At 71.4% G+C, this 24,056-nt stretch carries 30 protein-coding genes; 18 read left to right on the forward strand and 12 right to left on the reverse strand.

Translation table 11 applies throughout. The features are described 5' to 3' along the window. Positions 1-7 precede the first annotated feature (7 nt). Complete coding sequence (locus tag F8568_RS36320) at positions 8-1,237, reverse strand: CynX/NimT family MFS transporter (RefSeq protein ID WP_151598168.1); 1,230 nt, start codon at positions 1,235-1,237, stop codon at positions 8-10. After that, complete coding sequence (locus F8568_RS36325) at positions 1,234-1,941, reverse strand: FadR/GntR family transcriptional regulator (protein ID WP_202125755.1); 708 nt, start codon at positions 1,939-1,941, stop codon at positions 1,234-1,236. Before F8568_RS36325 ends, F8568_RS36320 begins: the two co-directional genes overlap by 4 nt. Positions 1,942-2,088: 147 nt before the next feature. Between F8568_RS36325 and F8568_RS36330 the strand changes: the two genes are divergently transcribed. Then, positions 2,089-2,502, forward strand: a complete 414-nt coding sequence (locus tag F8568_RS36330) for a hypothetical protein (protein WP_151598170.1) — start codon at positions 2,089-2,091, stop codon at positions 2,500-2,502. A gap of 164 nt (positions 2,503-2,666) precedes the next feature. Here F8568_RS36330 and F8568_RS36335 read toward each other — a convergent pair whose 3' ends face one another. Beyond that, positions 2,667-4,430, reverse strand: coding sequence for a DUF2207 domain-containing protein (locus F8568_RS36335; protein ID WP_151598171.1), 1,764 nt, complete (start codon positions 4,428-4,430; stop codon positions 2,667-2,669). 42 nt (positions 4,431-4,472) lie between these two features. Here F8568_RS36335 and F8568_RS36340 point away from each other — a divergent pair, with 42 nt between their 5' ends. Both F8568_RS36340 and F8568_RS36345 read left to right on the forward strand, forming a co-directional pair. Next, the gene (locus F8568_RS36340; RefSeq protein WP_151598172.1) at positions 4,473-5,435 is read left to right on the forward strand and encodes a neutral zinc metallopeptidase; all 963 of its coding nucleotides are present in this window, start codon (positions 4,473-4,475) and stop codon (positions 5,433-5,435) included. Positions 5,436-5,529: 94 nt separating this feature from the next. Beyond that, entirely contained in the window at positions 5,530-5,826 is a 297-nt protein-coding gene (locus F8568_RS36345; protein ID WP_151598173.1) for a YiaA/YiaB family inner membrane protein, read from the forward strand. A gap of 77 nt (positions 5,827-5,903) precedes the next feature. Here the strand turns inward: F8568_RS36345 and F8568_RS36350 are convergent, their stop codons facing one another. Beyond that, positions 5,904-6,143 (reverse strand): DUF397 domain-containing protein, encoded by a 240-nt coding sequence (locus tag F8568_RS36350; protein WP_151598174.1) that lies wholly within the window; start codon positions 6,141-6,143, stop codon positions 5,904-5,906. A gap of 184 nt (positions 6,144-6,327) precedes the next feature. Next, positions 6,328-7,968, reverse strand: a complete 1,641-nt coding sequence (locus tag F8568_RS36355) for a helix-turn-helix domain-containing protein (protein WP_151598175.1) — start codon at positions 7,966-7,968, stop codon at positions 6,328-6,330. A gap of 865 nt (positions 7,969-8,833) precedes the next feature. On the opposite strand from F8568_RS36355, the gene F8568_RS36360 reads away from it, so the two are divergent. The 5 genes from F8568_RS36360 to F8568_RS36380 all read left to right on the forward strand — a co-directional run bounded on the left by F8568_RS36360 (position 8,834) and on the right by F8568_RS36380 (position 10,813). Next, complete coding sequence (locus tag F8568_RS36360) at positions 8,834-9,241, forward strand: helix-turn-helix domain-containing protein (RefSeq protein ID WP_151598176.1); 408 nt, start codon at positions 8,834-8,836, stop codon at positions 9,239-9,241. Next, a complete protein-coding gene (locus F8568_RS36365; protein ID WP_151598177.1) occupies positions 9,238-9,690 on the forward strand; it encodes a hypothetical protein in 453 nt (150 codons plus the stop codon). Before F8568_RS36360 ends, F8568_RS36365 begins: the two co-directional genes overlap by 4 nt. Before the next feature lie 201 nt (positions 9,691-9,891). Further along, on the forward strand, positions 9,892-10,257 hold the full coding sequence (locus F8568_RS36370; RefSeq protein WP_194737415.1) for a DUF2516 family protein: 366 nt from the start codon (positions 9,892-9,894) through the stop codon (positions 10,255-10,257). Positions 10,258-10,281: 24 nt separating this feature from the next. Beyond that, positions 10,282-10,578, forward strand: coding sequence for a type II toxin-antitoxin system prevent-host-death family antitoxin (locus tag F8568_RS36375; RefSeq protein ID WP_151598178.1), 297 nt, complete (start codon positions 10,282-10,284; stop codon positions 10,576-10,578). Positions 10,579-10,585: 7 nt separating this feature from the next. Next, positions 10,586-10,813, forward strand: coding sequence for a hypothetical protein (locus F8568_RS36380; protein ID WP_151598179.1), 228 nt, complete (start codon positions 10,586-10,588; stop codon positions 10,811-10,813). Between the two features lie 83 nt (positions 10,814-10,896). Here F8568_RS36380 and F8568_RS36385 read toward each other — a convergent pair whose 3' ends face one another. After that, positions 10,897-11,532, reverse strand: coding sequence for a TetR family transcriptional regulator (locus F8568_RS36385; RefSeq protein WP_151598180.1), 636 nt, complete (start codon positions 11,530-11,532; stop codon positions 10,897-10,899). A gap of 72 nt (positions 11,533-11,604) precedes the next feature. On the opposite strand from F8568_RS36385, the gene F8568_RS36390 reads away from it, so the two are divergent. The 3 genes from F8568_RS36390 to F8568_RS36400 all read left to right on the forward strand — a co-directional run bounded on the left by F8568_RS36390 (position 11,605) and on the right by F8568_RS36400 (position 14,983). Beyond that, entirely contained in the window at positions 11,605-13,911 is a 2,307-nt protein-coding gene (locus F8568_RS36390; protein WP_151598181.1) for an MMPL family transporter, read from the forward strand. A gap of 22 nt (positions 13,912-13,933) precedes the next feature. Further along, complete coding sequence (locus F8568_RS36395; RefSeq protein ID WP_151598182.1) at positions 13,934-14,362, forward strand: hypothetical protein; 429 nt, start codon at positions 13,934-13,936, stop codon at positions 14,360-14,362. 141 nt (positions 14,363-14,503) lie between these two features. Further along, positions 14,504-14,983: a VOC family protein gene (locus F8568_RS36400; protein ID WP_151598183.1), complete on the forward strand. Its 480-nt coding sequence runs from the start codon at positions 14,504-14,506 to the stop codon at positions 14,981-14,983. A gap of 55 nt (positions 14,984-15,038) precedes the next feature. Here F8568_RS36400 and F8568_RS36405 read toward each other — a convergent pair whose 3' ends face one another. Further along, positions 15,039-15,464 (reverse strand): cupin domain-containing protein, encoded by a 426-nt coding sequence (locus F8568_RS36405; RefSeq protein ID WP_236009850.1) that lies wholly within the window; start codon positions 15,462-15,464, stop codon positions 15,039-15,041. Positions 15,465-15,498: 34 nt separating this feature from the next. On the opposite strand from F8568_RS36405, the gene F8568_RS36410 reads away from it, so the two are divergent. Next, entirely contained in the window at positions 15,499-15,801 is a 303-nt protein-coding gene (locus F8568_RS36410) for an SbtR family transcriptional regulator (RefSeq protein ID WP_151598184.1), read from the forward strand. 63 nt (positions 15,802-15,864) lie between these two features. Further along, positions 15,865-17,808, forward strand: a complete 1,944-nt coding sequence (locus tag F8568_RS36415; protein ID WP_160573893.1) for an ATP-binding protein — start codon at positions 15,865-15,867, stop codon at positions 17,806-17,808. On the opposite strand, the gene F8568_RS36420 is transcribed toward F8568_RS36415, so the two are convergent. The 5 genes from F8568_RS36420 to F8568_RS36440 form a co-directional block, all read right to left on the reverse strand. Then, entirely contained in the window at positions 17,784-18,155 is a 372-nt protein-coding gene (locus F8568_RS36420) for a hypothetical protein (protein WP_151598186.1), read from the reverse strand. The genes F8568_RS36415 and F8568_RS36420 overlap by 25 nt on opposite strands. A 373-nt stretch (positions 18,156-18,528) precedes the next feature. Further along, positions 18,529-18,792 carry a DUF397 domain-containing protein gene (locus F8568_RS36425; RefSeq protein ID WP_202125756.1) on the reverse strand — a complete coding sequence of 88 codons (264 nt, stop codon included), beginning with the start codon at positions 18,790-18,792 and terminating at the stop codon, positions 18,529-18,531. A gap of 36 nt (positions 18,793-18,828) precedes the next feature. Continuing rightward, complete coding sequence (locus F8568_RS36430; RefSeq protein ID WP_328601178.1) at positions 18,829-19,017, reverse strand: DUF397 domain-containing protein; 189 nt, start codon at positions 19,015-19,017, stop codon at positions 18,829-18,831. A gap of 33 nt (positions 19,018-19,050) precedes the next feature. Beyond that, the gene (locus tag F8568_RS36435; protein WP_151598189.1) at positions 19,051-19,236 is read right to left on the reverse strand and encodes a DUF397 domain-containing protein; all 186 of its coding nucleotides are present in this window, start codon (positions 19,234-19,236) and stop codon (positions 19,051-19,053) included. Next, a complete protein-coding gene (locus F8568_RS36440; protein ID WP_151598190.1) occupies positions 19,227-20,030 on the reverse strand; it encodes a helix-turn-helix domain-containing protein in 804 nt (267 codons plus the stop codon). The genes F8568_RS36435 and F8568_RS36440 overlap by 10 nt, the downstream gene beginning before the upstream one ends. Positions 20,031-20,234: 204 nt before the next feature. Here F8568_RS36440 and F8568_RS36445 point away from each other — a divergent pair, with 204 nt between their 5' ends. From F8568_RS36445 to F8568_RS36460, 5 genes are all read left to right on the forward strand, one after another. After that, entirely contained in the window at positions 20,235-20,630 is a 396-nt protein-coding gene (locus F8568_RS36445) for an ATP-binding protein (RefSeq protein WP_151598191.1), read from the forward strand. Further along, a complete protein-coding gene (locus tag F8568_RS36450; RefSeq protein WP_151598192.1) occupies positions 20,627-20,962 on the forward strand; it encodes a hypothetical protein in 336 nt (111 codons plus the stop codon). Before F8568_RS36445 ends, F8568_RS36450 begins: the two co-directional genes overlap by 4 nt. Before the next feature lie 59 nt (positions 20,963-21,021). After that, positions 21,022-21,348 (forward strand): hypothetical protein, encoded by a 327-nt coding sequence (locus F8568_RS47205; protein ID WP_151598193.1) that lies wholly within the window; start codon positions 21,022-21,024, stop codon positions 21,346-21,348. Positions 21,349-21,441: 93 nt separating this feature from the next. Continuing rightward, a complete protein-coding gene (locus F8568_RS36455) occupies positions 21,442-23,139 on the forward strand; it encodes a TerD family protein (RefSeq protein WP_151598194.1) in 1,698 nt (565 codons plus the stop codon). 105 nt (positions 23,140-23,244) lie between these two features. Next, on the forward strand, positions 23,245-23,967 hold the full coding sequence (locus F8568_RS36460) for a hypothetical protein (RefSeq protein ID WP_328601179.1): 723 nt from the start codon (positions 23,245-23,247) through the stop codon (positions 23,965-23,967). The last annotated feature ends 89 nt before the right edge of the window (positions 23,968-24,056 follow it).

Consider the following 24,056-nt stretch of genomic DNA (forward strand, 5'->3'; position numbering starts at 1 on the left):
GTGTCCGTTAATTCGCCGCATTAACCTCAGGGGCCGGTATCGGGGGTGGTGAGCCGAGCGTCCGGTCGCGTCCGGCGGGCAGGCCCGGGACGGCGAGCGCCGCGCAGACCGCCAGCACGGCGATCATCGGAACGGTCCAACCACCGGTGGCGTCGTGCAGCGCGCCGATCACGAGGGGCCCGGAGGCCGCGATGACGTACCCGACGCCCTGCGCCATGCCCGACAGCTGCGCCGCGGCCCGGGCGTCGTGCGCGCGCAGGCCGATGAACGACAGCGCGGTGGCGAACCCGAGGCCCTGGCCGATGCCGAGGACGACCGCCCACAGCCACACCGTGGCGATCGGCGCCCAGGCGACCCCGGCGAACCCGACCACGCTCAGCGTGCACGTCAGCGTCACCAGCGGCCGCTGGTCGCGCATCCGGCGCTCCAGCAGCGGCACGCCCAGCGAGCCGGCCGCCTGGACCGCCGCGGTCAGGGCCAGGACGTAGCCGGCGGCGGTGTCGCTCATCCCGCGGTCCTGGCAGATCGTCGGCAGCCAGCCGAGCACCACGTACGCCAGCAGCGACTGCAGGCCCATGAAGACCGTGACCTGCCAGGCCAGCCCCGTCCGCCACACCAGCGCCGCGGCGGCCCGCGAGGGCGGCGCCGGCGGCGCCGAGCGCGCGGCCCGGGAGGCCCGCAGCGCCTTCGGCAGCCAGATCAGCCCGGCGATCGCCGCGGGCACCGCGAGCAGCCCGAGCGGCAGCCGCCACGAGGAGCCGAAGGCGTCCTCGACCGGCACGGCCAGCCCGGACGCGATGGACGCGCCGCCGCTGACGGCGAGCGTGTACACCGCGGTGACGGTGGTGATCGAGTCCGGGTGGTCGCGCTTGATGATGGCCGGCATCGCGATGTTGCCGACGCTGATCGCGATGCCCGCGACCAGCGACCCGGCGAACAGCGGGAAGGGGGCGTCGACGAGCCGCAGCAGCAGCCCGACGATCAGCAGGCCCATCGCGGTGACCAGCAGCGTCTCGCTGCGCGGCGTCCGCCGCAGGAAGGGGGCGACGAGGCCGTAGGAGCCGAAGAACACCAGCGGCAGCGTGGTGAGCGCGCCCGCGGCCGTGCCGGACAGGTGGAAGGCGTCCTGGATCTCGGTCAGCACCGGCCCGACCGCCGAGATCGCCGGCCGCAGGTTCGCCGCGACCAGGACGATCAGCAGCACCGAGCCGGCCGGCCCGCCCCGCCGCGCCGTCACCGCTCCTCCCCGCGGCCCAGCAGGGCGTCCAGAACGGCGAGGGTGGGCTCGACGACCTCGGCGGCGGCGCGGGCGGCGGCGTCCGGGTCGGCCGCGATGATCGCGTCCAGCACGGCCCGGTGCCTGGCCGGGCCGGCCTCCGGCACCTCGTGGTCGAGCCGGACGGCGCGCATCGTCTCGCCGAGCCGCACGATGAAGAACCGCATCGCCTCGATGAGCACCGGGTTGCCGGTGGCCTCGGCGACGCCGAGGTGGAAGCGCGCGTCCGCGGCGCCGAACTCGGCGGCGCCGTGCTCGTCCGCGCCGGTCGCCTCGTCGCGGGCGCGCAGCAGCTCCTCGAGCCGCTCCAGGTCGGCGGGGGTGCGGCGGCGCGCCGCCAGCCGGGCGGCCTGCACGTCGTAGGCGAGCTGCACCTCGAAGACGTCCCGGGCCGAGGCGTGCGCGACGCCGCCGAGCAGCGGGCGCGGGTCCGCGCTGCTGCGCACGTAGGTGCCGTCGCCGCGGCGCACCTCCAGCACGCCGCAGTGCGACAGCGCGCGGATCGCCTCGCGGACGGCGGGCCGGCTCACGCCGAGCTGCGCGGCGAGGTCCAGCTCGCCGGGGATGCGCTCGCCCACCGGCCAGGAGCCGCCGCTGACCTGCCGCTGGAGCTGGTCGAGCACGGCGTCGACGGTCGAGCCGCTCGGGACGGGACTCAGCGCCACCAGGACCTCCCTCTGTAAGATGTCAGACATCTTATGAAACGACCCTGATGTCGTCAGGGGCCGGGCCCGCCGTGGCACATGTCCCGCGCGGTCGATGGTTGAGATCCGGGCACCGGGTACCGACCTGTGGCGAGGAGGTGTCGCCACATGCTCGGCGGTTCCGTTCACATCGGGGACATCTACCTGTACACGATCGCCCCCGTGGTGATCTTCCTGGCGATCGCGGGCTGGGTGCTCCTCACGTTCCACGCGTCCAAGGAGCGCGAGCGGCCGGCGGGCCGCGACCCGCAGATGCCGAACCGCGGCGACGTGACGGGCGGCATCCTGCGCGGCAGCCCGTCGCAGCGCAACCGGCGCGACCCGGCGCTCACCCCGGCCGAGCGGGAGCTGGCGCGGCTCGAGGCCGAGCGCGCGGAGGCGGCGCGCCGGGAGGCCGCCGCGCGCGACGCCGCCGAGCGGGAACGGGCCGCGAACGCGCGGGCCGCCGCGGCGCGGCGCAGGTTCGGCCCGCTCCGCTGGATCCACAAGCGGCACGCCGGGACCATCCGCCAGATCAAGTGACGCGCCCCCTCGCCGCGGAACCCCCGGACACGGCCCCTGCCGGACCGGCGACCCGCACCCACCCCCCCGATCGGCAGGCGCCGTCCGCGCCGGCGGCGGCGCCGAGACCCCTCCCGGCGCCGCCGCGGGCCCGCTCGCCCGCGATCAGCCGGGGTCGGCCGCGGTCAGAGGCCTCGGGACTGGGAGATCGAGCCGGACGTCGCGAGCGTGAAGGTGCGCATCGACTCGGCGAAGTTCGACAGGTCCCACTCGGCGGGACCCTCGTACCAGTAGAGGTTGTCGGCGCCCTCGGCGCGCTCGCCCGCGTCCTTGACCGTCTCCGCCCACTTCGGGACGACCCCGAAGACGACCGCGTACGGCAGGAAGCGCGAGAACAGGGCGATGCGCTGCTGGGAGGCGGTGTGCTCGGCGTCCGGGATCACGCCGCGCTCCAGGAACGCGCGGAACCCGATCGTGTGCGCGAGGACGGTGGAGCCGCGCGCGGTCTTGGCGGGCATGTACTGGCCGCCGTACGCGAGCGCGGCGCCCGCGATGATCAGCGCGAGGCCGGCGAGCGCCCACTCGGTGGTGAGGGCGAGCGCGACGGTCGCGGCGACGCCGAGCACGGTCAGCGCGATGCCGGACACGGTCCACCGGGACCGGACGGTGTCGGGCCGCCGCGCGAACCAGCCCTGCTTCACCACGTCGTCGTACATCGCGGCGCGGACCTGCGCGAGCTTCGTGGCGAACGTGCCGCCGAGCTCGGACAGCTTCACCGCGTCGCGGGGCGCGCCGTCCCGGCCGGTCATCAGCGCGTCGAGCAGGATCCGCTCGTAGGGGAGCAGGTCGACGACGGGGCGGTCGAGGCGGCGCAGCGTCCAGTCGAGGCGGCCGGTGCTGGCCCGGTCCTCCTCCTCGATGAGCAGGTAGCCGCGGACGGCGAGGTCCACGATCGTCGCGGTGACGTCGATGACGTCGGCCTGCTCGTCGATCAGCGTGCCGATCTGGCCGGGCCGCACCCCGTTCGGCGGCTCGAACTCGGCGCCGACGACGGGCGCCTGGTCGCCCACGGAGGCGTGCTTGCCGACGACGCGGGCGTCGCGTCCGCGCAGCAGGTACAGCACCGCGACGCCGCCGCCGAGCAGCACCAGCAGGCCGAGCAGGACGCCGCCGGTGACCGCGTTGACGGAGAACGCGGTCGCCACGGTGTGCCGCCGCTCGTAGATCGCGCGGCCGCCGGTGGTGCCGGGCGGCAGCCCGGCGACGACCGTGAGGTACTCGCCGGGCAGCATCTCGCGCTGGCTGTAGACGCCCTGCGTGTGGGCGTGGTTGGTGTAGTACTGCGTGCAGCCGATGGTGCTCTTCAGCGGCCCGGCGAAGCAGTTGACGCTGCGGATCATCGCGGTGGCGTCGACGGTCGCGGTGGCCTCGTCGACGGGGACCCGCCAGCCGCCGGCGGCGGGCCAGCGCAGCTCCTCGGCGGAGCCGAGCTGGTCGATGGCGCCGCGCAGGTCGTACTCGAGGACGACGGTGTGCCGACCGGTCAGCTTGCCGCTTCCGGTCACCTTCACCGTGGTGTCGGTGTCGCCGGTGGACGTGGAGACGCGGGTGGGGCCGCCGTCCGGGCTGGTGGCGCGCAGGGCGCCGAGCTCGTGGACGCGGTCCTGGGTGATGCTCTCGTGGGTGCGTGTCGGGAACGTCCGCTGGAGTGTGGAATGCCCGGCGAACTGGTAGACGATCGTCTCCTTGACGCGGATCACGCCGCCCTTGCCGGGGGCGAGGGCCACGTCGTCCTGCAGCACGCGCTCGGCGTCCGCCGCCCGCCGGGGCAGCGCCGCCGCGCGCTCGCCCGCCGCCGCGGACGCGCAGGTCGCGAGGGGGAGGAGGGAACCGGCCGCCAGCGCGAGCACCACCGGTCGCAAACGACACAACGCCGCAAGAGCAGACATGGCCGCAAATGGTATCGGGAACGCGTGCGATGATTCTGCGCTATGGCAGGTCATTACCCCCCGCCGCCGCCGCCGGCGCCTCCGTACGGTCCGCCTGCCTACGGTCCGCCGCCGCAGTACCGGTACGTCCCGGCGCGCAGACCGCCGCGCCGCAGCGCCGGCGGGACGATCGCGGGGATCTTCGGCGGGCTGACGGCGGTCGTCGTCCTCGGGATCCTCGGCTTCTCGCTGTTCGGCGGCGACGGCGGCATCGGCACGCACGTCCGGTCGGCGGCGCCGCGGACGGCGTCGCGCAGCACGGCGACCGGCAACAAGCTGTACGCGACGGGCGCGCTGACGCCGGTGCACTGCGTCCTGCCCCGCCTCGTGCCGGGCGCGGCGTCCATGCGCCGCTTCATGAACGTCCTGAGCGACTGCCTGGACGCGTCGTGGAGCAAGCAGTTCAAGAAGGCCGGGATGCGGTTCGACACCCCGAACCGGGTGTTCTGGCAGACGCCGGGGCAGAGCCCGTGCGGCAGCTACCCGGCGCCGGGCGCGTCCGCGTTCTACTGCCCGGCGAACAACACGATGTACGTGGGGCTGACGAACGTGGTGGCGACGTCGGGCGGCGAGCCGCTGTCGCACTACGCGGTGTTCGCCCGGGTCATCGCGCACGAGTACGGCCACCACGTCCAGGACCGGGCGGGCATCCTGCTGTACGGCGACGCCGAGATGGAGAAGGGCGACACCGCGACCCGGACCGAGGCGAGCCGCCGCATCGAGCTGCAGGCGCAGTGCTTCGCCGGGACGTTCCTCGGCGCGGAGCGGGCGACGCTGCCGATGACGCGGGCGCAGTACACCGCGATGATCATCGACGTGAGCGGGCGCGGCGACGAGCGGCTGCCGCCCGACCAGCGCGACCACGGGTCCGGACGGCACTACGCGGGCTGGGTGATCACCGGCTTCAAGGGCCGTGACCTGTCGGTCTGCAACACCTGGACGGTCCCGCCGTCCGACGTCGGCTGACCCGCCGCCCCGCCCGAACCCCCGGCGTCCTACTCACTGGTAATTGAGTGCGGGTACTCATGCCCGTGGCGCGGCGCCGCCGCAGACTCGTGGCATGACGAACCCCACTCCGCCCGCGCAGCCGGGCAGCGCCGCGTTCTTCGTCCAAGCCGCCATCTCGTTCGCGGTCTCCAGCATCGGCGTCGCCGCCGGCGTGATCTACCTGCCGGTGAGCGCCTGGGTCCGGGCGTTCCTGGCGCTCGGCCTGCTGTACGTGATCACCTCGACGTTCACGCTGGCCAAGTGCGTCCGGGACCGCCAGGAGAGCCAGGCGGTCACCAGCCGCGTCGACCAGGCCCGGCTCGACAAGCTGCTCGCCGAGCACGACCCCTACGCCAACCCGACCCTGTGACCCGCCGCCCGCCGGGATGCGTGGCCGATTCCGGCCTCCGCACGGTGTGCGGAGGCCGGACATGCGGACGTCCGCGCTCAGCGGCGCGCGGGCGGGTCGAACGCCCCGTCCCGGATCAGCGCCATCAGCGCACGGCCCTGACCGCCCGTGATGACGAGCGCGCCGGCGCCGGGGGCCTTGCTGTCGCGGAACGCGACCAGCCCGACGGCCGGACGGCACATCTCGACGCACTCGTTGCCGTCCCGCGAGAGACGGCTCTTACGCCATTCGAGCGTGTCCGAAATCTCGCCGAGAATTGCAGGTACTACGCTGCCCATACGAGTGGACCTTCCTGGTTGTGGGTTTCTTCCGGATGGGGCTGCTCGCCACGGTGGGCGGCGTCCTGCCGCAATCAGGACGCCGCCCGTGGCAGGCCCCCGCGACCCGCGCGGTCGCGGGGGCTCGTCGCGTTCGCGGGCCGGTCCGGCGGCGGTGCCCGCGCAGTGTGCGGGACGGCCACCCTCACCGCCGTTTCCGGTCGCCGCCGGGCGGCGGCAGCGTCGGCCGGCCGGTGAACCAGCCGGGGGCCTCCGGTGTCGGGTCCTGGAGGATCTCGGTGAGGATCTCCAGGCTCTTGTCCGGCCACTGGGCGTGCACGCCGAGCGTGTTCAACGCGACCATGTGCGCGTTGACGTCCGACGGTTCCGTCACGTAGTCGATTCCGGTCGCCCCCTCGCGGCACATGACGTCCGGCAGGCCGCCGTCGCCGAAGCGCAGCCAGGTCATCTGGCCGCGGCACGCCCGGCGGGGCCGCGACCGCGACGGCAGGATCTGCAGGGTCACGTTCGGCCAGGTGCTCACGCTGATGAGGTGCGCGATCTGCTCCTGCCACACCGGCGGCGGGCCCACCGGCCGCCGCAGCACCCTCTCGTCCACGATCGCCCAGAGCCGGCGCCCGGCGTCCGCGGCGAACCGCCTCTGCCGGGCCATCCGCAGGCGGACGAGCTCGTCGACGTCGTGCGCCGCCAGGTGCGGGACGCTTCTGGCCGTGACGGCACGGGCGTACGCCTCGGTCTGCAGGAGGCTCGGGATATGGCGGATCCCGGACGTCCGGATCAGCGAGGCGGACTCCTCCAGCCCCGAGTACGCGCGCAGCCACGCGGTGGGGCCGTCGTCGCGCCGGTTCCCGGAGCCGGGGGACGGGGCGCCCCGGGCCAGGTCGAGCAGCGAGCCGGCGAGCGAGCCGTCCTCCACGCCGTAGAGGGTCAGGAGCGCGGCGACGTCCGGCTCCCGGAGGCTCACCTGGCCGAGCTCCATGCGGCTGATCTTGGCGGGGGACGCGCCGATGGCGCCGCCGGCCTCGCGCGCGGGGAGGCCGCGCGCCTCGCGGAGCCGGTGCAGCATCACCCCGAGCAGGACGCGCTCCGGGTAGGCGGCGCCCGCCGGTCGCTGCGCGAGGTCCCCGGCTCCGCCGTTCCCGGCGCCCGGACGGCCGCTCGCCGCCTCCTCCGGCCTTGCCGCGGGGGCCTGCAGAAGGCGGGCGCAGGCGATCGCCCAGAGGCGCATCTGGCCGGTGTCGACGCGGCAGAGCTCGACGATCCGCAGTACCTCGTGGGCCCGCGGGGCGCGGTGCCCGTAGAAAAGGCCGGACATCTGCGCTCCCGACAGAGCCGCGTACACGTCGGTGCCCTTCGCCTTGGCGGACAGACGCGGAAGCTGGTGGGGTTCGATCCGGGCCCGCCTGCACAGCCGCCGGAGCATGCCCACCAGCTCGTCCGGTGTCGCGGCCTGGAGCGGATCGTCGGCCTGCGGTGACGGGTGCGGAGACCGGCGGCCGGTGGCGGTCCTGGCCAGCTCACGGGCAGGGACGGGGGTGCCGGACGCGCGGCCCTCCGCCTTTACCAGCGCCGCCGTGGTTCGCCACTTCCGGCGCCACGCGTCGACGTCGCCTCCGCACGCCTCGACGTAGGCCCGCGTGACCTCCCAGGTCGGGAGCCGCCGCCCGGACGCGGCGTTGGCCAGCGTCGTGCGTCCGCAGTGCGAGACCGCTTCCAGGGCCCGGTAGCTCGGGCTCCCGGCCTCGACCCGCAGGTTCCGCAGGTCCTGCGCGAACGCGGGGACAGGTCCCGCCGAGGGGTCGAGGGGAGACTCGGGTCGCGGCATCGCCGCGCCCGGCTAGGAGCGCACCGCCGCCGAGAGCGGCCCTGCCGCCCTCGGCGGCGCGCTCCACCGCGCCGGCGGGAAAGTGCGCACGTCGTTCTTCCCCTTCCACATCACTGAATGGAATTCGACTCGGTCGGGCGATCGCGGCGGCGGACGGCGCGCGTTTACCCGCCATTCCTGTAACGGGCGCCCGCGGTGCCGGGACGGATCTCGGCCGTGACTTTCCGACGGAACCATCGGCCGACCGGCCGCCGCATGCCGTCTATGGTCAACTCGATGACTATCAGCGAGGCGCGAGCCGGGTGTCAAGGACCTGTTGTCCGCGACAACCCTGGTCAGTCTGCTTGTCAAGGAGCGAGCAAGTGGACAACCCCGATCCCCCGTGAGCGCGGGACAACCCCGAATGTTCCTCATTCGCACAGGTCACAGGACATGTTCCGAGACGGCCCCCAGGCTGGGCTGCGCGGACAACGGGTTCCCGTGCTTTCTCCTCCGCCTCCGGGCGTGAACCGTTCCAGCGGGCGTCGCATTCTCGATCGGCCCATCCTTTTTTCGCCTCGGAACGGCGATTGACGCCGGGAATCCCTTGTCGCCCGGAGGGCTCCGATCATTGCCGTGGAACCGCTGTGCCCTCCTGTCGGCCCATCCGGGTTCGATGTCCGGCGGTGGGGCCGGTGGTGCGGCGCGCGCCATTTTCGCGGTCGCTCCCCGGCGCGGCCCGCCTTCTCGCGCGGCGGGGGCCCCTCGCGCGCGCCCACCCGCATGCGCGACCCTCGATCCTGGTGTGCGTGACTGTGAGGGGACTCACGGCGGAGTGCTAGCTAGCGTGCTTGCAATTGCAAGCACGGTGACGCAGGGTGGAGACATGGCAAGTTCGAAGGTCGGCTCGATCGGGGAGTACATCCGGGAGCAGCGGACGCGGGCGAAGATCTCGCTGCGCCAGCTCGCGGACGTCTCGGGCATCTCCAACCCGTACCTGAGCCAGATCGAGCGCGGGCTGCGCAAGCCGAGCGCCGAGATCCTGCAGCAGATCGCCAAGGGGCTGCGGATCTCCGCCGAGGCGCTGTACGTGCAGGCCGGGATCCTGGAAGAGCGCGAGGCCGACACCGACGTGCAGGCCGCCGTCCGGGCCGACCTCCTCCTCACGGAGCGCCAGAAGCAGGTGCTGCTCGACATCTACGAGTCGTTCCGCAAGGAGAACGAAGCCGCCGGAGCGCCCGGAGAAGCCGGGCGCGACACCCCAGAGCAGGATGGAAAGGAAGAGGTCGGATGACGCTGGCCAGCAGTCTCCGCGAGAACAAGGCCGTCTACGCCGTGGCCGGCGCCGGCGACCTCGCGGTGGAGAAGCTCCGCGAGGTCCCCGAGCAGGTGACCCGCTACCAGGGCAAGGCCCGTGAGGCCGCGTCCAGGTACCAGGGCGAGGTCCGCGAGACCGTCGAGCGCTACCGCGGCGAGGTCCGCAGGACCGTGGACCGCTACCGCGAGGAGGTCGACGCGAAGGACCTGCCGGGCGCCGCGGTCGCGTACGTGACCCACGTCGGCACCCGCACCGTCGAGTTCATCGACGAGCTCACCGAGCGCGGCAAGCGCGTCGTGCACCGCGAGGCCGCCGAGGCCGCCGCGATCGCCGAGGCGGACGCCGCGCCCGCCCCGAAGGCGCGCGTCGCGCAGCCGCGCAGGCCCGCGCCGCAGGCCCGCTCCGCCAAGAAGAGCGACGCCTGACGCGAACCCGCCTGAGCAGCGGTTTCAGGGCCCGTCCGGGAACACCCGGGCGGGCCCTGACGTCTTTGAGGGTGAACGGGCCCGCCCGGGGCGCGGATGTCCGCGGATCCGGGCCCGGGGTGGACGGGCCGCATATGGTTGGGACGCAAGGTGCGCGACGCGAGGGTCGCCGTCCGAGACGAGCGGGAGTGCTGATCACCGATGGCGGACTTCAGTGTGCTGGACTACTTCTTCTGGCTGCTGCTGATCATCGCGTTCGTGATGGAGGCCTGGGCGCTGATCGACGCGCTGACCGTGCCGCAGGGCGCGTACGCGGCGGCGAGCAAGCAGAGCAAGAAGCTCTGGATGATCATCCTGATCGTCGCGGCGGTGGTCGGCGGCGCGTACGCGGCCGTGCCCTACGCGCTCGGCGTGCACCCGATCGCGCTGCTGCTGAACATCCTGCCGGTCGCGGCGTTCATCGCCGGGGCCGTCTACCTGGCCGACGTCCGGCCGGCCGTCGCCCCGTTCAAGAAGCGCGGCGGCGGTCGCGGCAGCACCAACATGGGCCCCTACGGCCCCTGGTGAACCTAAAAAGAGTACACTTTCACCATGGAAAGTGTACCTTTGAAGGAGGCTCGAGGCCGGCTGGGCAAAATCCATGCCTCGGCCGCTCGCGGGCAGCCCGTGGAGATCACCCGGCACGGCTCGGCCGCCGTCGTCGTGGTCTCCAAGACGATGTACGACGTCATGTTCACCGACCATCTCCGCTGGCAGGCGGAGCAATTCCGCAAGGCTCTGGACGAGGGCACCGTCCCTGAGGGGACGCTGGTCATCCACCGCGACGACATCGACCGCTGGCGTGACGCCACCCCCGAGGAGTGGGCGGCAGGCAGGCTCGATGCCTGATCACCTCATGATCCCAGCGGGGACCCGCCGGCAGATGGCGGCGCTGCCCGAAGTGCTCCGCAAGCTGGTCTTCGACGTCATCCTCCTGTTGCTGGAGCAACCTCATCCGCCCGGCTGCAGGCCCTACGAGGGCGTCGCGGACATGTACTCGCTGGAGTTGGACGAGGTCACGATCTACTACAACGCCTACGGCAGCGGCACGATCATCGTCCAGCAAGTCGTCGTCAACGATTGACGCCGTGATCCCGGACTTCATCCGGCGCATCAACGCGGGCCGGGCACCGGGAGCGGGCGCCTCCGCGCCCGGTGCCCGGGGCTTTAGGGGGACGGTTCGTCCCAGGGGCGGTTCAGCGCGTCGACGGTGGTCAGGCCGTTCTCCACGATGGTGACGGCGCGGTCCAGGGCCGTCCGCATGGAGAGCGGGTCGTAGCCGTGGCGGCGGCAGTGCACCACGACGGACTGCATCCCGCCGACGGCGACGCCCGCCGCGGCGACGGCGTCGATCTCGTCGATGCCGGGGCACAGATCGCGGAGGAGGCCCTCGATCTTCTCCTGGGTGTCGGTAAGGCGCTGCAGCGCGCGCGCCTGTAGGCCGGGGCGTTCCAGGATCAGTGCTATCTGGACGGCCCCGTACTCGCCGTGCTCGCTGACGAGCGCCTCCAGGACGTCGACGACGCAGCGGCGGATCGCCTGCAGGGGCGTCTCGCCGGGCTCGCGGGCGGCGAGCCGCTCGGCGACCTCGCCGAGCCGGTCGTCGACCTCGGCGAAGACGACGTCCTCCTTGCTCGGGAAGTAGCCGAAGAACGTGCGGGGCGCGACGTCGGCGGCGGCGGCGATGTCGGCGATCGTCGTCTCCTCGTAGCCGCGCTCGGCGAACAGCCGCAGCGCGGCGGAGGCGATGGCGTGCCGGGTGCGGCGCTTCTTGCGCTCGCGCAGGCCGGTCCGCTCGTCCATGTGACGGACGTTACCACGACTGCAAAGTTGCATCTATTGCAAAAATGCACGAAGTCGTGCTGTTCTGCGAGCATGGCCCGATTCTTGGACGCTCTGGGGCGTTTCTGCGTGCGCCGGCGGCGCACCGTCTTCGAGCTCTGGTTCGCGCTGATGCTCGGCGCCGGCGTCCTCGGGGTCGTGCACGGCGGCATGTTCGTCCAGCAGAGCAGCCTGCCCGGCACCGAGACCCAGCGGGCCGTCGACACCCTGGCGCAGGACTTCCCGGCGCAGACCGGGCCCACCGCGACCGTCGTGTTCGCGCAGACGCCGCAGGCCAGCCCGGCGGACTGGCGCGTCGCCCTCACCATCGGCCAGTCGATCGAGAACATCGGCAAGCTGGACCGGGTCGCGTTCGTGCAGAACCCCTACGTCCCCGGCATGGGCGGGCTCAAGGACGACAAGGCCGTCGTCGTCCAGCTCAACTTCAAGGGCACGATGAGCCAGCTCGCCGCCGCCGACCTCGACCGCCTCCACGAGGCCGTCGAACCGGCCCGGATGACGGGGCTGGACGTCACGTTCGGCGGCATCGCCGCGATGATCCTCAACCAGCCGAAGAGCGGGCCGCAGGAGGCCACCGGGATCGTCCTCGCCCTGCTCGTGCTGCTGCTCGCGTTCGGCTCGTACCTCGCCGCCGGCATCCCGATCGTCGTGTCGCTGTGCGGGCTCGCCGTCGCCTACTCGCTGATCCACTTCGGCGCGTCGCTGTTCCAGGCGGCGCCGACCGCGCCGATGGTCGCCGCGATGCTCGGCCTCGGCGCCGGCATCGACTACGCCCTGTTCATCGTCACCCGCTACCGGCAGCAGCTCGCCGGCGGCGACGACGTCGAGACCGCCGTCGGCCGCGCCATGGCCCACTCCGGCCACGCCGTGGTGTTCGCCGGCGGGACGGTCGTCTTCGCGATCTGCGGGCTGTTCCTGTCCGGGATCGCGTTCATCGGCCGGATCGGGCTCGCCGCCGCCGTCGCCGTCGCGATCATGGTGGTGGCGGCGCTCACCCTGCTGCCCGCCGTGCTCGGCGCCCTCGGCCCCCGCATCGACCGGTACCGGCTGCCGCGCGTGCGGCCCGACCGCTCGTCCGCCCGCTGGACGGCCTGGGGCCGGCACGTCGACCGGCACGCCTGGCCGTACGCGATCGTCGCGACCCTCGTCCTGCTCGCCCTCGCCGTCCCCACCCTCAGCCTGCGGTTCGGCGTGATGGCCGACAGCATGTCGTCGAAGAAGATGGAGGCGCGGCAGGCCTACGACATCGTCGCGCGCGAGTTCGGCGCCGGGCACTACAGCCCGTTCGTCGTCGTCGCGAAGGCGCCCGGCCCGGAGCGGACCGTCAAGCGCAAGGCGCCGGTCGTGAAGGGACCCCAGGGGCTCGGCGGCCTCACCGGCCCGCCCGCCGGGCAGGCCGCGCCCGCCGCGCCGGCCGTGAAGGGTGCGCCGGACCTCGGCAAGAAGCCCGACAAGCAGGCCACGCTCATCGCGCAGGAGCTCGAGCAGCGGATCTCCGAGGTCCCCGGCGTGGTCTCCGTCGGCGAGCCCGTCGTCACCGGCACCACCGCGATCCTGACCGTCGTGCCCCGCGACGCGCCGCACGAGCAGTCGACGACCGACCTCGTCCACCGGCTCCGCGACACCGCGATCCCCGCCGTCCGCGACGCGCATCCCGGCACGACGGTCTACCTCGGCGGCGAGAACCCCGCGATCATCGACATCGCCGACACCGTCGGCGCCCGGATGAAGGACGTCGTCATCGCCGTCGTCGGCGTCGCGCTGCTACTGCTGGTCATCGCGTTCCGGTCCATCGTCGTCCCGGTCAAGGCCGCGCTGATGAACCTGCTGTCGATCGGCGCCTCGTTCGGCGTCGTCACCGCCGTCTTCCAGTGGGGCTGGGGCGTCGGCCTGCTCGGCGTCGACCAGGCCGTCCCGATCATGGCGTTCGTGCCGCTGTTCATGTTCGCGCTGATCTTCGGGCTGTCCATGGACTACGAGGTGTTCCTGCTGTCGCGGATCAAGGAGGAGTACGAGCGGTCCGGCGACCCGCACGAGAGCGTGGTGATCGGCATCGGCGCCACCGCCCGGCTGATCACCTCCGCCGCGCTCATCATGATCTTCGTGTTCGCCGGGTTCGTCCCGCAGCCGGACCCGACCGTCAAGATGATGGCGCTCGGCCTCGCCGTGGCGGTCGCGGTGGACGCCACGATCGTCCGGCTGGTCCTCGTCCCCGCGCTGATGAGCCTGCTCGGCCACGCCAACTGGTGGTGGCCGGGCCGCGGCAGGCCCGTCCCGCCGCCGCCCCCGCCCGCCCCGGCCCCCGTCGCCGAGCAGCTCGAGCTCGAGGCCATCCCGTGATCGTTAAGGAATGATCCACCCCATGAGCGGGCGAACGGGACGGGCCGGCGACGACGAGCGGCCGACGATCGGGCTGCGCCTGTTCGGCTTCGTCCTGATCGCGTGCGGCCTGCTGTGCCTCGTCCGCGTCACCACCGGCCAGGTCGAGGGCGACTGGCGCTCGGACGTGCTGTGGAGCGGCCTCGGCCTGCCCCTCGCGCTCGCCGGCCTCGCCCTCAACGGCTGGGCGCTCGCCTTCTGCGCCGCGCTCGCCTGGACGTTCCCCGCCACGATCCTGTTCGGCGGCCTGGTCGTCCTCGTCGACCCCGGCTACGCGAGCTTCCTGGACAGCACCCGCCATCCCGTCGGCTCCGGCTGGCAGGCGCGCGGCCTCGGCGTCCTGTTCACCGCCGTCGGCGCCGCCGGCCTGGCCGGCTACTACCACCTGGTCCGCGCCGCCCGCCGCCGCTGACACCGAGCGGGCGTCCTGCCCGCCGGCGCCGGCGGGACTGGTGAGGGAACTTTCCGCAGATGGGGCGGGCGGCGATGAGTTCTGGGAATGGGGAGGGTCTGACTGGACAGTGACCAACGGCGACCGTCAGGAGCGGTGAACATGGGGAAGATCAGCACATGCCTGTGGTTCGACGGCCAGGCCGAGGAGGCGGCGAAGTTCTACACCTCCCTCGTCAAGAACTCGCGGATCACCAACGTCGTGCCGTACGGCGAGGTCGGCCCGGGCGAGGCGGGCTCGGTCATGATCGTGCAGTTCGAGCTGGACGGGCAGCAGTTCATCGGCCTCAACGGCGGCCCGCAGTTCCACTTCGACGAGGCGGTGTCCGTCCACGTCACCTGCGACTCGCAGGAGGAGATCGACGAGCTGTGGGACAAGCTCACCGCGGGCGGTGGTGAGGAGGGCCCCTGCGGGTGGCTGAAGGACAAGTACGGGCTTTCCTGGCAGATCGACTCCCGGGCGCTGCACGAGATGATCACCTCGCCGGACCAGGAGGCGGCGGCCCGGGCGACCAAGGCGATGTTCGCCATGAAGAAGCTGGACGTCCAGGCGCTGCAGGACGCCTTCGACGGCAAGTCCTGACCGCCGGGGCGGGCGCCCGGACGCGGCCGGGAAGCCGTGGACGCGGCGCGAGCCCTCAGGCGTCCGCCGGGTCGCCGGGCGGGTTCTGGAGGAACCACTCCACGATGCCCGGCATCCGCGGCTCGAAGTCGCCGGGCACCGAGATGTTCAGTGCCCCTGCCCGCTCGTCGCTGCGGTTCTGGAAGTCGTGGGGCGTGCCGCCGGGAGCCACCACGAACGACCCCTTCGGCGCGTCGATCCATCGGCCGCCGATGAAGAAGGTCATCGTGCCTTCGAGGACGTAGAAGGCGTCGTCCTCCGGGTGGCTGTGCGCGCCCGGGCCCGTCGTGTGCGGTTCGAGCCACCACTCCGAGATGGAGTAGCGGTCGGCCGTCTCCGGCCCGTCCGCCTTGAACACCGCGTTGATGCGCCCCATCTCGTAGCGGCGCCCCTCAGCGGGCGCCCAGTGCACGGGACGCCGCTGGTCCGATCTCGTCGTCATGCCCGGACGATAAGCACGGCGGCCCGCCCGAGTCTTGGACGAATGGGAGCTCGGTGCCGAGGATCCGCGCGGCGCTTACGGGACGGCCCGGCGCCGATGCCGAACAGAGACGGAACTGTCCGCGTCCTGCCAGGGGATCCGCGTCCTGCCAGGGATGCGCGACGCCGCCGCCAAGCTGCTCAGCCGCGCCCAGGACGCCGGTGCCATCCGTCCCGACCTCACGGTCACCGAGCTGCTGTGCGTCACCAACGGCATCGCCGTGGCCGCCGAGCAACGGCCGCCGGACACCCCCAGGCTGCTGACCCTCCTCATCGAGGGCCTGCAACAGCACGCCTGACCCCGCGGGCCGATGTCGTCCAACGCGGCCGGGAGCAGGGGCGATGTCTGCGATAGTGGCTGGATGCGCAAGGTGCACATCGAGGCACGGCCTGATCATCTGCTGCGGCTCGCCAGGCTGAAGGACCCGTTGGGCGCCGTGACCGAAATGATCTGGAACGCCCTGGACGCCGAAGCCTTCTCGATCGTGGTCGAGGTGGACGTCAACGAGCTCGGCGGCGTCGAGTACCTCAGCATCTCCGATGACGGGCACGGCATGCCCAACGCATCCTGCGCGACCTTCTTCGGTGGGCTCGGCGGCTCCTGGAAGAGCACAGCGAAGGTCTCGCCGAACCTCAAGCGCGGGCTGCACGGACACAGCGGCCAAGGCCGGTTGCGGGCCTTCGCGTTGGGCGAGCAGGTCCGCTGGGTGACCACGGCGGTCAATGCCGCCGGGCAACCGGAACGCACTGCCATCAGCGGGTCGATCGACTCTCCTGCGGACTTCACCGTCTCCGACGCCGAACCGGTCGGGAACGACGTACCGGTCGGGACGCGGATGGAGGCGTCGGTGCCCGCCGACTTCGTCGGCCGGCTGACCGAGTCCGGAACGCGCGACCAGCTGACGTCCGTCTTCGCCCCGTTCCTGGCCGCCAACCCGGACGTGACCATCACCTACATGGGCGAAATTCTCGACCCGTCGACGGTCTGGGCGCATACGGCCGAGTACCAGGTGGCCGCTCCGGCGACCGGCGAACGGCTGACCCCCGATCCGGTGCTCCGGGTGATCGAGTGGCCCCATGACGTCGGACGCGTCCTGGCCCTGTGCGACCTGCGTGGCGTGGTGCTCGCCGAACGGCCTGCCGCGATCCAGGCCCCCGGCTACCACTTCACCGCCTACCTGCTCTGGGACGGCTTCAGTGATCGGCGCGACACGCTGAAGCTGGCAGAGATGGACGAGGAGCTCGTCGGGCTCACCGATGCAGCACGTGACCGGCTCAGGCGCCATTTCCGAGAGCGGGACCGTGAACGGCGCGCGCGGCTGATAGAGGAATGGAAGAACGAAGACGTCTACCCGTACCACCGGGAGCCCTCGGAGCCCTCGGAGGCGGTCGAGCGCCAGCTCTTCGACGAGGTCGCCACGACGGTGGCGCGCAGATTGCCGAAGGCCGCCCAGGGACGGCGCACCACACTGCGCCTGCTACGCGAGATCATCGCGCATGACCCGAGCGGTCTCTACCCGGTGCTCGATGAGCTGTTCCGGCTCCCGCAGTCGGAGCAGGACGAATTGCGCCGGCTGCTCCAACGCACGAGCCTGTCAGACATCATCAGAGCGACCACGGAGGTCACCTCACGGCTGGACTTCATCGCCGCGCTTAAGAAGATGGTCTTCGATCCCGAGACCAGCGAGACGGTCAGGGAGCGAAGCGAACTCCACAAAATCCTTGAACGGGAAACGTGGGTGTTCGGTGACGCTTACGCGCTGATGGTCAGCGACCGCAGCCTCGACAACGTCCTGCTCCGCCATCTGCAGGAGCTGGGACGGAGTCCGGTGCCGCGGCAGCTCGGTCCGGTCCGCCGGGAGGACGGCCGGGTCGGCATCGTCGACCTGATGCTGGGCCGTGCACTGCGCGGCTCGGCGGGCCGGGAACATCTCGTCGTCGAGTTGAAGGCCCCCAGCGTCAAGATCGGCCAGACCGAGGTCGGCCAGATCAAAAGCTACGCGCAGGCCGTGGTGAGCGATCCGCAGTTCACCGATGCCAGGGTCCGCTGGGACTTCTGGGTCATCTCGACGTCGATGGACGACGTCGTCCGCCGCGACGCCACCTCACCGAACCGCCCTCCCGGCTGCATCGCCGAATGGGACGGCGGTGTCCGGATCTGGGCGCGCACGTGGAGCGAGATCATCGACGACTGCGAGGACCGGCTGCACTTCTACCGCGACAAGCTCAACCACGACCCGGCCACGGACCACGCGCTTGAGTACCTCCAGCGCGTGCACTCCTACGCCCCCACGCCCACACCCTGACGCATCGGGAGCCCGAGCCCCTCGCACATCGGCTGGCCTTGCTTGGCGGTTATCTCGGCCGACTCGACATGCGTGAGGACCACGACACCGGCGAAGATCAGCACGGCGAACCCGCCCAGGATCGCGAACCCGCCGGCCAGACCGCCCTGCCACGCGGCGTCCGGGTCCCAGCCGTGTGCCCGCGCGAACCGCCGCAGGGCAACGCACAGCGCGACGGACCCGAGTGCCGCGAAGAGCCCGCCGTAACTGATGGCCCAGATGGTCCACGGCAGCGGAATCCAACGGCACGCGTGCGACTCGTGGTGCGTGTGGCCATTCGACAACGGAATGAACACGCCGAAAAGCACGCACGCGAGTGCCACAAGCAGCGGGACCCCCAACGTTGTCCGCCGCCAGCCGCGCGATGGCGGCGTTCGGACGTCATGGTGCGACTGGTCGGCTGCCGTATCTGTATCTCCCATGTCCTTCGGTGGCTCGTCGGTTGGAGCGCGCGCCCGCGCTACAGCTTGCACAGTGCTGGGCAGGAGGGTTTTGGCACGTCCGCTCATCACGGAGCGCCGGGCTCGGCAGCCCGGTGCCGAGCAGGGCGGCCACACCAGTGTTCCGTGCTGCCATCGAACTGCCCCCTTCCCCGAACCGCGCCGCAGGCAGAGGGCGTTAGGCAGCGAGCACCACGGGCTCGTGAAGGCACCTGGTGCACAAGAAGCCTGGACGTGCGAACTAAACGTTCTTGAGGGTTTCGGCGAGGTGCCGGAACTCGTCGCGGTTCAGGACGAGCATCGGGCCGTCCGGGTCCTTGCTGTCCCGAACGGCCACGACGCCCGTCCCGTCCGCGACCTCGACGCAGTTATCGCCTGACTCGTTGCTCCGCCGCGTCTTGCGCCAGGCCAGTTCTGACCTCGGCATTGATGCGACCTCGATGCAGTTGTCGGCCTGGGCCGTGCTTCGCGAGGACTTGCGCCAGACGATGCTGCTCGCCCTCAACACCTCGTCCCTGTGGGAGAAGCTTGTAAGCGCAGACTAGATGCCTTTGAGGGTCTCAGCCAGGTGCCGGAACTCGTTGCGGTTCAGGATGAGCATCGGGCCGTCCGGGTCTTTGCTGTCCCGAACGGCCACGACACCCGCCCCGTCCGCCACCTCGACGCAGTTGTCGTTCTCGGCCGTGCTCCGCGACGCCTTGCGCCAGACGATGTTGCTCAACCTCAACACCTCGTCTTCGCCGGAGAAGCTTGTAAGCGCAGGCTAGATGTTTTTGAGGGTCTCGGCCAGGTGTCGGAAGTCGCTGCGGCTTACGATGATCTTGGGGCCGTTGGGGTCCTTGCTGTCACGGAGCGCGACGACGTTCGGAACACCGGCGACCTCTACGCAGTTGTCGGCCTGTGCCGTGCTCCGCGATGCCTTGCGCCATGCTGCCTTGCTCAGGTCCATCGTTCGTCGATCACCTTTCTGATCAGCGCTCGGGTGTCCCTCACGTTGAGCGCCTCTGCCTGCAGACTAGCGAAGGCTTCACCAAGGTTGGCAAGCTCTTCGGGATCTACGCTGGTCATCCCTTTCGTGGCCGTGACGATGTACGCCGCGTCGGTGCGGTCCGACTGCGTTGCAATGGCGAAGGCGGCGCGCGCCTCTTCCACGTAGATAGTAGGAAGTATCTGAAGGTGCACACTCGGGTATTCGGACAGCTCGAGCAGATATTTGAGCTGCTCGCGCATGACCTCTACTGTGCCTACCTGTCTGTGTAGGACGCTCTCCTCTAGCACTACAAATATCTTGGGAGAGGGCTCGTCCATGACATGCTTCTGCCGATTGATTCGCGTGCTGAATTCGTCCGGATCCGGCAGGATGACTTTTGCATATGCTTCGGTCTGAAATAGACCATTGACGATGTGCGTCTCGTAGACGCGGATGAGGTTGGCCGTGGACTCGGCCTTTGGAAAGTTGACGAAGTACGCGGCGTACTTGATGGACTTCATTTTTTCCAGCAACTCGTGCCACGCCCGGATGATATCTCCGTTCGCATGAAGGGCATTGTCCAGGCGCGTGGCGAAGTCGAGGCGGCATCGGGTCTTGCCGAGTTCGACGTGGCCGATGTACGCGCGGGTGACGTTCACCAGGGCGCCGAGTTCGGCCTGCTTGAGTCCCGCGGCTTCGCGCAACCTTCGAACCTCGGTGCCGAACGACTGGAGCTCCGGGGTGCGCATCCTGTTTTCGATGGTGGAGGCCATGATGATCTTCCTTGTGGGGGGGAGCAATCGGGAAGCTAGTAAAAGCAACCCGATTGAGAGTGTTGCTGAAGTCGCCTGTCATCGTACGACCTTCTGTGGCCTCATGGTGTTCGTTCGATGACAGAGAGTGATTTCGGGTGGGTACTTCCGGTTTGCGGATGTTGGGCCGTCCGGGGTCGCTGACGTTCGAGAGGGCGTACACCGATGGCAGCAGCATCCACGCCGGAGTCACCGGCTCTCGTGCTCGCGCCGACCGATCAGGCGCCGGGCCATGCGCGTCGCTTCCTCGTGGAGCGGTTCCGGGAGCTGGGGATCGCGGAGACCTACGTGGGCCGGGTCGTGGTTACCGAACTGGTCACCAACAGCTACAAGCACGTGGGGTTCGGGCACATCGTCGTCCGCGTCCTGCCGGACGTGCGGGACGGGCTCGTGCGGATCGAGGTCTGGGACCAAGGGGCGGGGACGCCCGAAGTCCGTCCGGAGAACTACGAGGCGACCAGCGGGCGGGGGCTGCTGATGCTGGCGCAGCTCGTGCAGGACTGGGGCGTCCGGCCGCTCGTCGAGGAGGGGAAGGTCGTATGGGTGGCCTACGCGCCGTGACGCCGTGCGTCCTGCGGTGGCGCACCAGGCATCGCGCCACAGCGGCACGGCATCTCGATCTGCTCGCCGTCGCCGTGCTCGCGAAGGGCTACCGGTTCGTCAAGCTCTACCGCGCCGAGGAACTGCCGGGCCGGCCGCTGCTGCTGTGGGTGTTCGCGTTCGGACGGGAGCACAGGCATGTGCGGGTGGCGGTCGGTGTGCGCGTTACGTCCGGCGGCGCGTGGGGCTACTTCGAGGACGGCCGCTTCCTCGCTCTCTGCGGTGACGCGGAGGCGGCGGCCGTGCGGGTCGACGCCGTCCTGAGGCACCGCATGTTCCCGTCCACGTGGTGAGTGGAGGTATCACCGTGGTCTCGTACGTACCGAACAGCCGGTATCGCGGCGCGTCTTGCGTGCCCGGGCACGAGTTCGGAAATCGGCTGGAGGTCGATCTCGACATCGAGACGGCCCTGCGGCGGTTGCGGTCCGCCTTTCCCGGCGTGTGCATCTGGCATGGCGAGTACACCGGGTCGCTGTGGGCGCTGTTGCCTGGGCGGCTCGTCGAGGCGCGGGTGGCCGCGGATCTCGCGCGAAGGTTGCAGGCGGAACTGGGCTGCGCACGGCCAGGCCGTATGACGCCCGCGTCGGACCGGGTGTCCGGCGGCTCGCGGCGGTCGGTGCGGAAGCTCGTGCGGGTGTGGTTGCGTCCGCTGGCGCGGCTTTGCTGGAGGGCGTCCTGAATTGTCGCTTTCGGGTCCGGGTTTTCCCCGGGTTCGGTGACCGGTTGTGGGCAGAGGGACGGAACGGTGGCCGGAAGTGCCTAGCGTTTCGGCATGGTCGCGTTTTCCCACGAGTGGGCCCTGGTGGACGTGGAGACGTCCGGGTTCAGGGCCGTCCAGCACAGGGTGCTCTCCATTGCCGTAGCGACGGTCGGAAAGGACGGGAGGCCGGGTGAGGAATTCTCCACCCTGCTCGATCCGGGATGCGATCCGGGGCCGGTTCACATACATGGGCTGACGGCCGATCGGCTGAAAGGGTCGCCTAAGTTCGGAGACGTCGCCGGGCGCGTCGCGGAAATGCTCGACGGCCGGGTTCTCGTGGCCCATAACGCGCCATTCGATTACGGATTCCTGGCCCAGGAGTTCAGGCGGGCGGGCGAGGGTCTTCCGGTCGAGTCGAGGCTGTGCACGCTCGCGCTGAACCGGCGGCTGGCTCCGGCGACGCCCGACCTGAAGCTCGCCACCCTGGCCGCGCATTACGGCGTGCGGATGGGAAGAGCGCATGACGCGAGGGAGGACGTCCGGGCGCTCGCCGGGGTGCTGCGGGGGTCGCTCGACGAGGCGGCGCGGCTGGGGGTGCGGCTGCCGCTGGTGGCGTGTCCGCCCAAGCAGACCGGGGTGTTCCGGCCGTCGGCGCCGAAGGTCCGCTGCGCGTTCCGGTGTCCGGGACGTCTCGGGGACGGGGCGCCGCTCGTCCAGGGGATGAAGGTCGCGATCACCGGGGAGACCGGTGTGGCGAGGGAGGAGCTCGTCGCGCGGGCCGTGGCCGCGGGGCTGAACGTCATGTCGTCGGTGAGCAGGTTCACCAGCGTGCTCGTGACCAATGACCGCGGTTCCGGGACGGCCAAAGCCCGAAAGGCGCGTGAGAACGGTGTGCCCGTCATCGACGAGCGCACATTCCTGCGAATGCTCGACGACGTGCGCCCCGGTACGCCGCACGGTGAAAAGCAGTCGGTGGCCACGGCTCCGGCTCCGAAAACGGAGGGTGCGCGGCCGTTGGACGGGCGGCGGGTGCTCGTGCTCGGCGGGACCCATCCGAAGGCGTCCAGGGCGCGGGGACGCGTCGTGGAACTCGGAGGCGCGGCGGCGATCAACCTGTCGGCGACCGTCACCGACGTGGTCGCCCTCGACCGGGACGACCGCCGTATGGAGCGGGTCGTGAAGCTGGAGCTTCCGGTGCACGAGGAGCGCTGGCTGGAGGCGCCCGAGCGCGGGCCGGTGCGCGAGGGGACGCGGGTCCTGCCGCGCGGCGGCGCCGTCGACCTGCCGCGGGGCGGCCGGTGGACGGTCGAGGCGTCGTGGGTGCGGCACCCGTCCTGCGAGGTGGACGTGGTGGCGTTCGCGCTGGACGAGGACGGCCAGGTGTCCGGAGACGAGGACTTCGTCTTCTACAACGCGGCCGAGACACCGGACGGGGCGGTGCGGCTCGTCGCGGACGGACCGGCCGAGCAGCAGGTCGTCGTGGACCTCGCGGCGCTGCCGGAGGCCGTCCGGACCGTCACCGTCGCCGCCGCGATCGACGGCGACGCGACGTTCGGGGAGCTGGGCGCCGTCGAGCTGGTGGTGGGCCCGGACGACGCGGAGAGCGCGTTCGTCCAGGCGACGCTCGACGCGGGGACCAGCGAGCGGACGATGCTGCTCGCTGAGCTCTACCGGCGCGGCGGCGTGTGGCGGCTGCGGGTGGTCGGCCAGGGGAACGAGTTCGGGCTCGCGGAGCTGGCACGCGGGTTCGGCGTCGACATCGAGGAGTGATGCCTGCTCAGGGCACAGTTCACGGCACGGAGGGTAAGGGTTTCGTGGACGTTTCGGACAGGTGGGGGCGGAGCGGGTAGATCTGGCTTCGTGCAGGTGAGTTATGTGAGCGAGGCGACGCCGGGCCGGCCCAACGAGGACTTCGTCGCGGCGGGGCCGGGGTGGGTCGTGCTGCTGGACGGGGCGACGGCGCCGCCGGGGGTGGACAGCGGCTGCGCGCACGACCCGGCGTGGCTGGTGCGGAGGCTCGGCGGGCAGATCGCGGCGCGGATGGCGCTGGAGGACGGCAAGCCGCTGCCGGACCTCGTCGCCGAGGCGATCAAGGTGACGGGGGAGGCGCACACCGGCACGTGCGACCTGGAGAACCCGGACAGCCCGTCCGCGACGGTGTCGCTGCTGCGGCGGCGCGGCGACGCGGTGGAGTGGTTCGTGCTGGCGGACTCGCCGATCGTGCTGGACGTCGGGGAGATCCGGGTGATCCGCGACGACCGGGTCGACCGGCTGCCGAGCTACACCCTGGAGGCCGTCCGGAAGTCGCGCAACAGCCCGGGCGGGTTCTGGGTGGCGAGCACGAAGCCGGAGGCGGCGTACGAGGGGCTGACCGGGGAGGTGCCGGTCGCGGGGCTGCGGCGGGCGGCGGTGCTGAGCGACGGCGCGTCCCGGCTGGTCGAGCTGTTCGGCCGGCTCGACTGGGACGGCCTGCTGCGCGTGCTGGACGACGAGGGCCCGCGCGAGCTCGTCCGCCGGACCAGGGCCGCCGAGGAGTCGGAGACGGTCGCGCGCGGCAAGCGCCACGACGACGCCACCGCCGTCCTCGTCCGGTTCTAGACGTTGAGTTGTGGGGGGGGGGGGGGGGGGGGGGGGGGGCCGGCCGCCCCCCCCCCCCCCCCCACAGGGGGGGGGGGGGGGGGGGGGGG

This window comes from Actinomadura physcomitrii (assembly GCF_008923205.2).
In the GTDB taxonomy this organism is placed as follows: domain Bacteria; phylum Actinomycetota; class Actinomycetes; order Streptosporangiales; family Streptosporangiaceae; genus Spirillospora; species Spirillospora physcomitrii.

Excerpts from the sequence above, each read along its gene's own strand:
- F8568_RS36335 (WP_151598171.1), bottom strand. The coding sequence starts at position 4,430 with ATGTCTGCTCTTGCGGCGTTGTGTCGTTTGCGACCGGTGGTGCTCGCG.
- F8568_RS36445 (WP_151598191.1), top strand. The coding sequence starts at position 20,235 with ATGGCAGCAGCATCCACGCCGGAGTCACCGGCTCTCGTGCTCGCGCCG.
- F8568_RS36355 (WP_151598175.1), bottom strand. The coding sequence starts at position 7,968 with ATGCCGCGACCCGAGTCTCCCCTCGACCCCTCGGCGGGACCTGTCCCC.
- F8568_RS36370 (WP_194737415.1), top strand. The coding sequence starts at position 9,892 with ATGGCGGACTTCAGTGTGCTGGACTACTTCTTCTGGCTGCTGCTGATC.
- F8568_RS36385 (WP_151598180.1), bottom strand. The coding sequence starts at position 11,532 with ATGGACGAGCGGACCGGCCTGCGCGAGCGCAAGAAGCGCCGCACCCGG.
- F8568_RS36380 (WP_151598179.1), top strand. The coding sequence starts at position 10,586 with ATGATCCCAGCGGGGACCCGCCGGCAGATGGCGGCGCTGCCCGAAGTG.
- F8568_RS36405 (WP_236009850.1), bottom strand. The coding sequence starts at position 15,464 with ATGACGACGAGATCGGACCAGCGGCGTCCCGTGCACTGGGCGCCCGCT.
- F8568_RS36365 (WP_151598177.1), top strand. The coding sequence starts at position 9,238 with ATGACGCTGGCCAGCAGTCTCCGCGAGAACAAGGCCGTCTACGCCGTG.
- F8568_RS36375 (WP_151598178.1), top strand. The coding sequence starts at position 10,282 with ATGGAAAGTGTACCTTTGAAGGAGGCTCGAGGCCGGCTGGGCAAAATC.
- F8568_RS36435 (WP_151598189.1), bottom strand. The coding sequence starts at position 19,236 with ATGGACCTGAGCAAGGCAGCATGGCGCAAGGCATCGCGGAGCACGGCA.
- F8568_RS36400 (WP_151598183.1), top strand. The coding sequence starts at position 14,504 with ATGGGGAAGATCAGCACATGCCTGTGGTTCGACGGCCAGGCCGAGGAG.
- F8568_RS36415 (WP_160573893.1), top strand. The coding sequence starts at position 15,865 with ATGCGCAAGGTGCACATCGAGGCACGGCCTGATCATCTGCTGCGGCTC.
- F8568_RS36440 (WP_151598190.1), bottom strand. The coding sequence starts at position 20,030 with ATGGCCTCCACCATCGAAAACAGGATGCGCACCCCGGAGCTCCAGTCG.
- F8568_RS36350 (WP_151598174.1), bottom strand. The coding sequence starts at position 6,143 with ATGGGCAGCGTAGTACCTGCAATTCTCGGCGAGATTTCGGACACGCTC.
- F8568_RS36360 (WP_151598176.1), top strand. The coding sequence starts at position 8,834 with ATGGCAAGTTCGAAGGTCGGCTCGATCGGGGAGTACATCCGGGAGCAG.
- F8568_RS36390 (WP_151598181.1), top strand. The coding sequence starts at position 11,605 with ATGGCCCGATTCTTGGACGCTCTGGGGCGTTTCTGCGTGCGCCGGCGG.
- F8568_RS36330 (WP_151598170.1), top strand. The coding sequence starts at position 2,089 with ATGCTCGGCGGTTCCGTTCACATCGGGGACATCTACCTGTACACGATC.
- F8568_RS36345 (WP_151598173.1), top strand. The coding sequence starts at position 5,530 with ATGACGAACCCCACTCCGCCCGCGCAGCCGGGCAGCGCCGCGTTCTTC.
- F8568_RS36395 (WP_151598182.1), top strand. The coding sequence starts at position 13,934 with ATGAGCGGGCGAACGGGACGGGCCGGCGACGACGAGCGGCCGACGATC.
- F8568_RS36340 (WP_151598172.1), top strand. The coding sequence starts at position 4,473 with ATGGCAGGTCATTACCCCCCGCCGCCGCCGCCGGCGCCTCCGTACGGT.
- F8568_RS36455 (WP_151598194.1), top strand. The coding sequence starts at position 21,442 with ATGGTCGCGTTTTCCCACGAGTGGGCCCTGGTGGACGTGGAGACGTCC.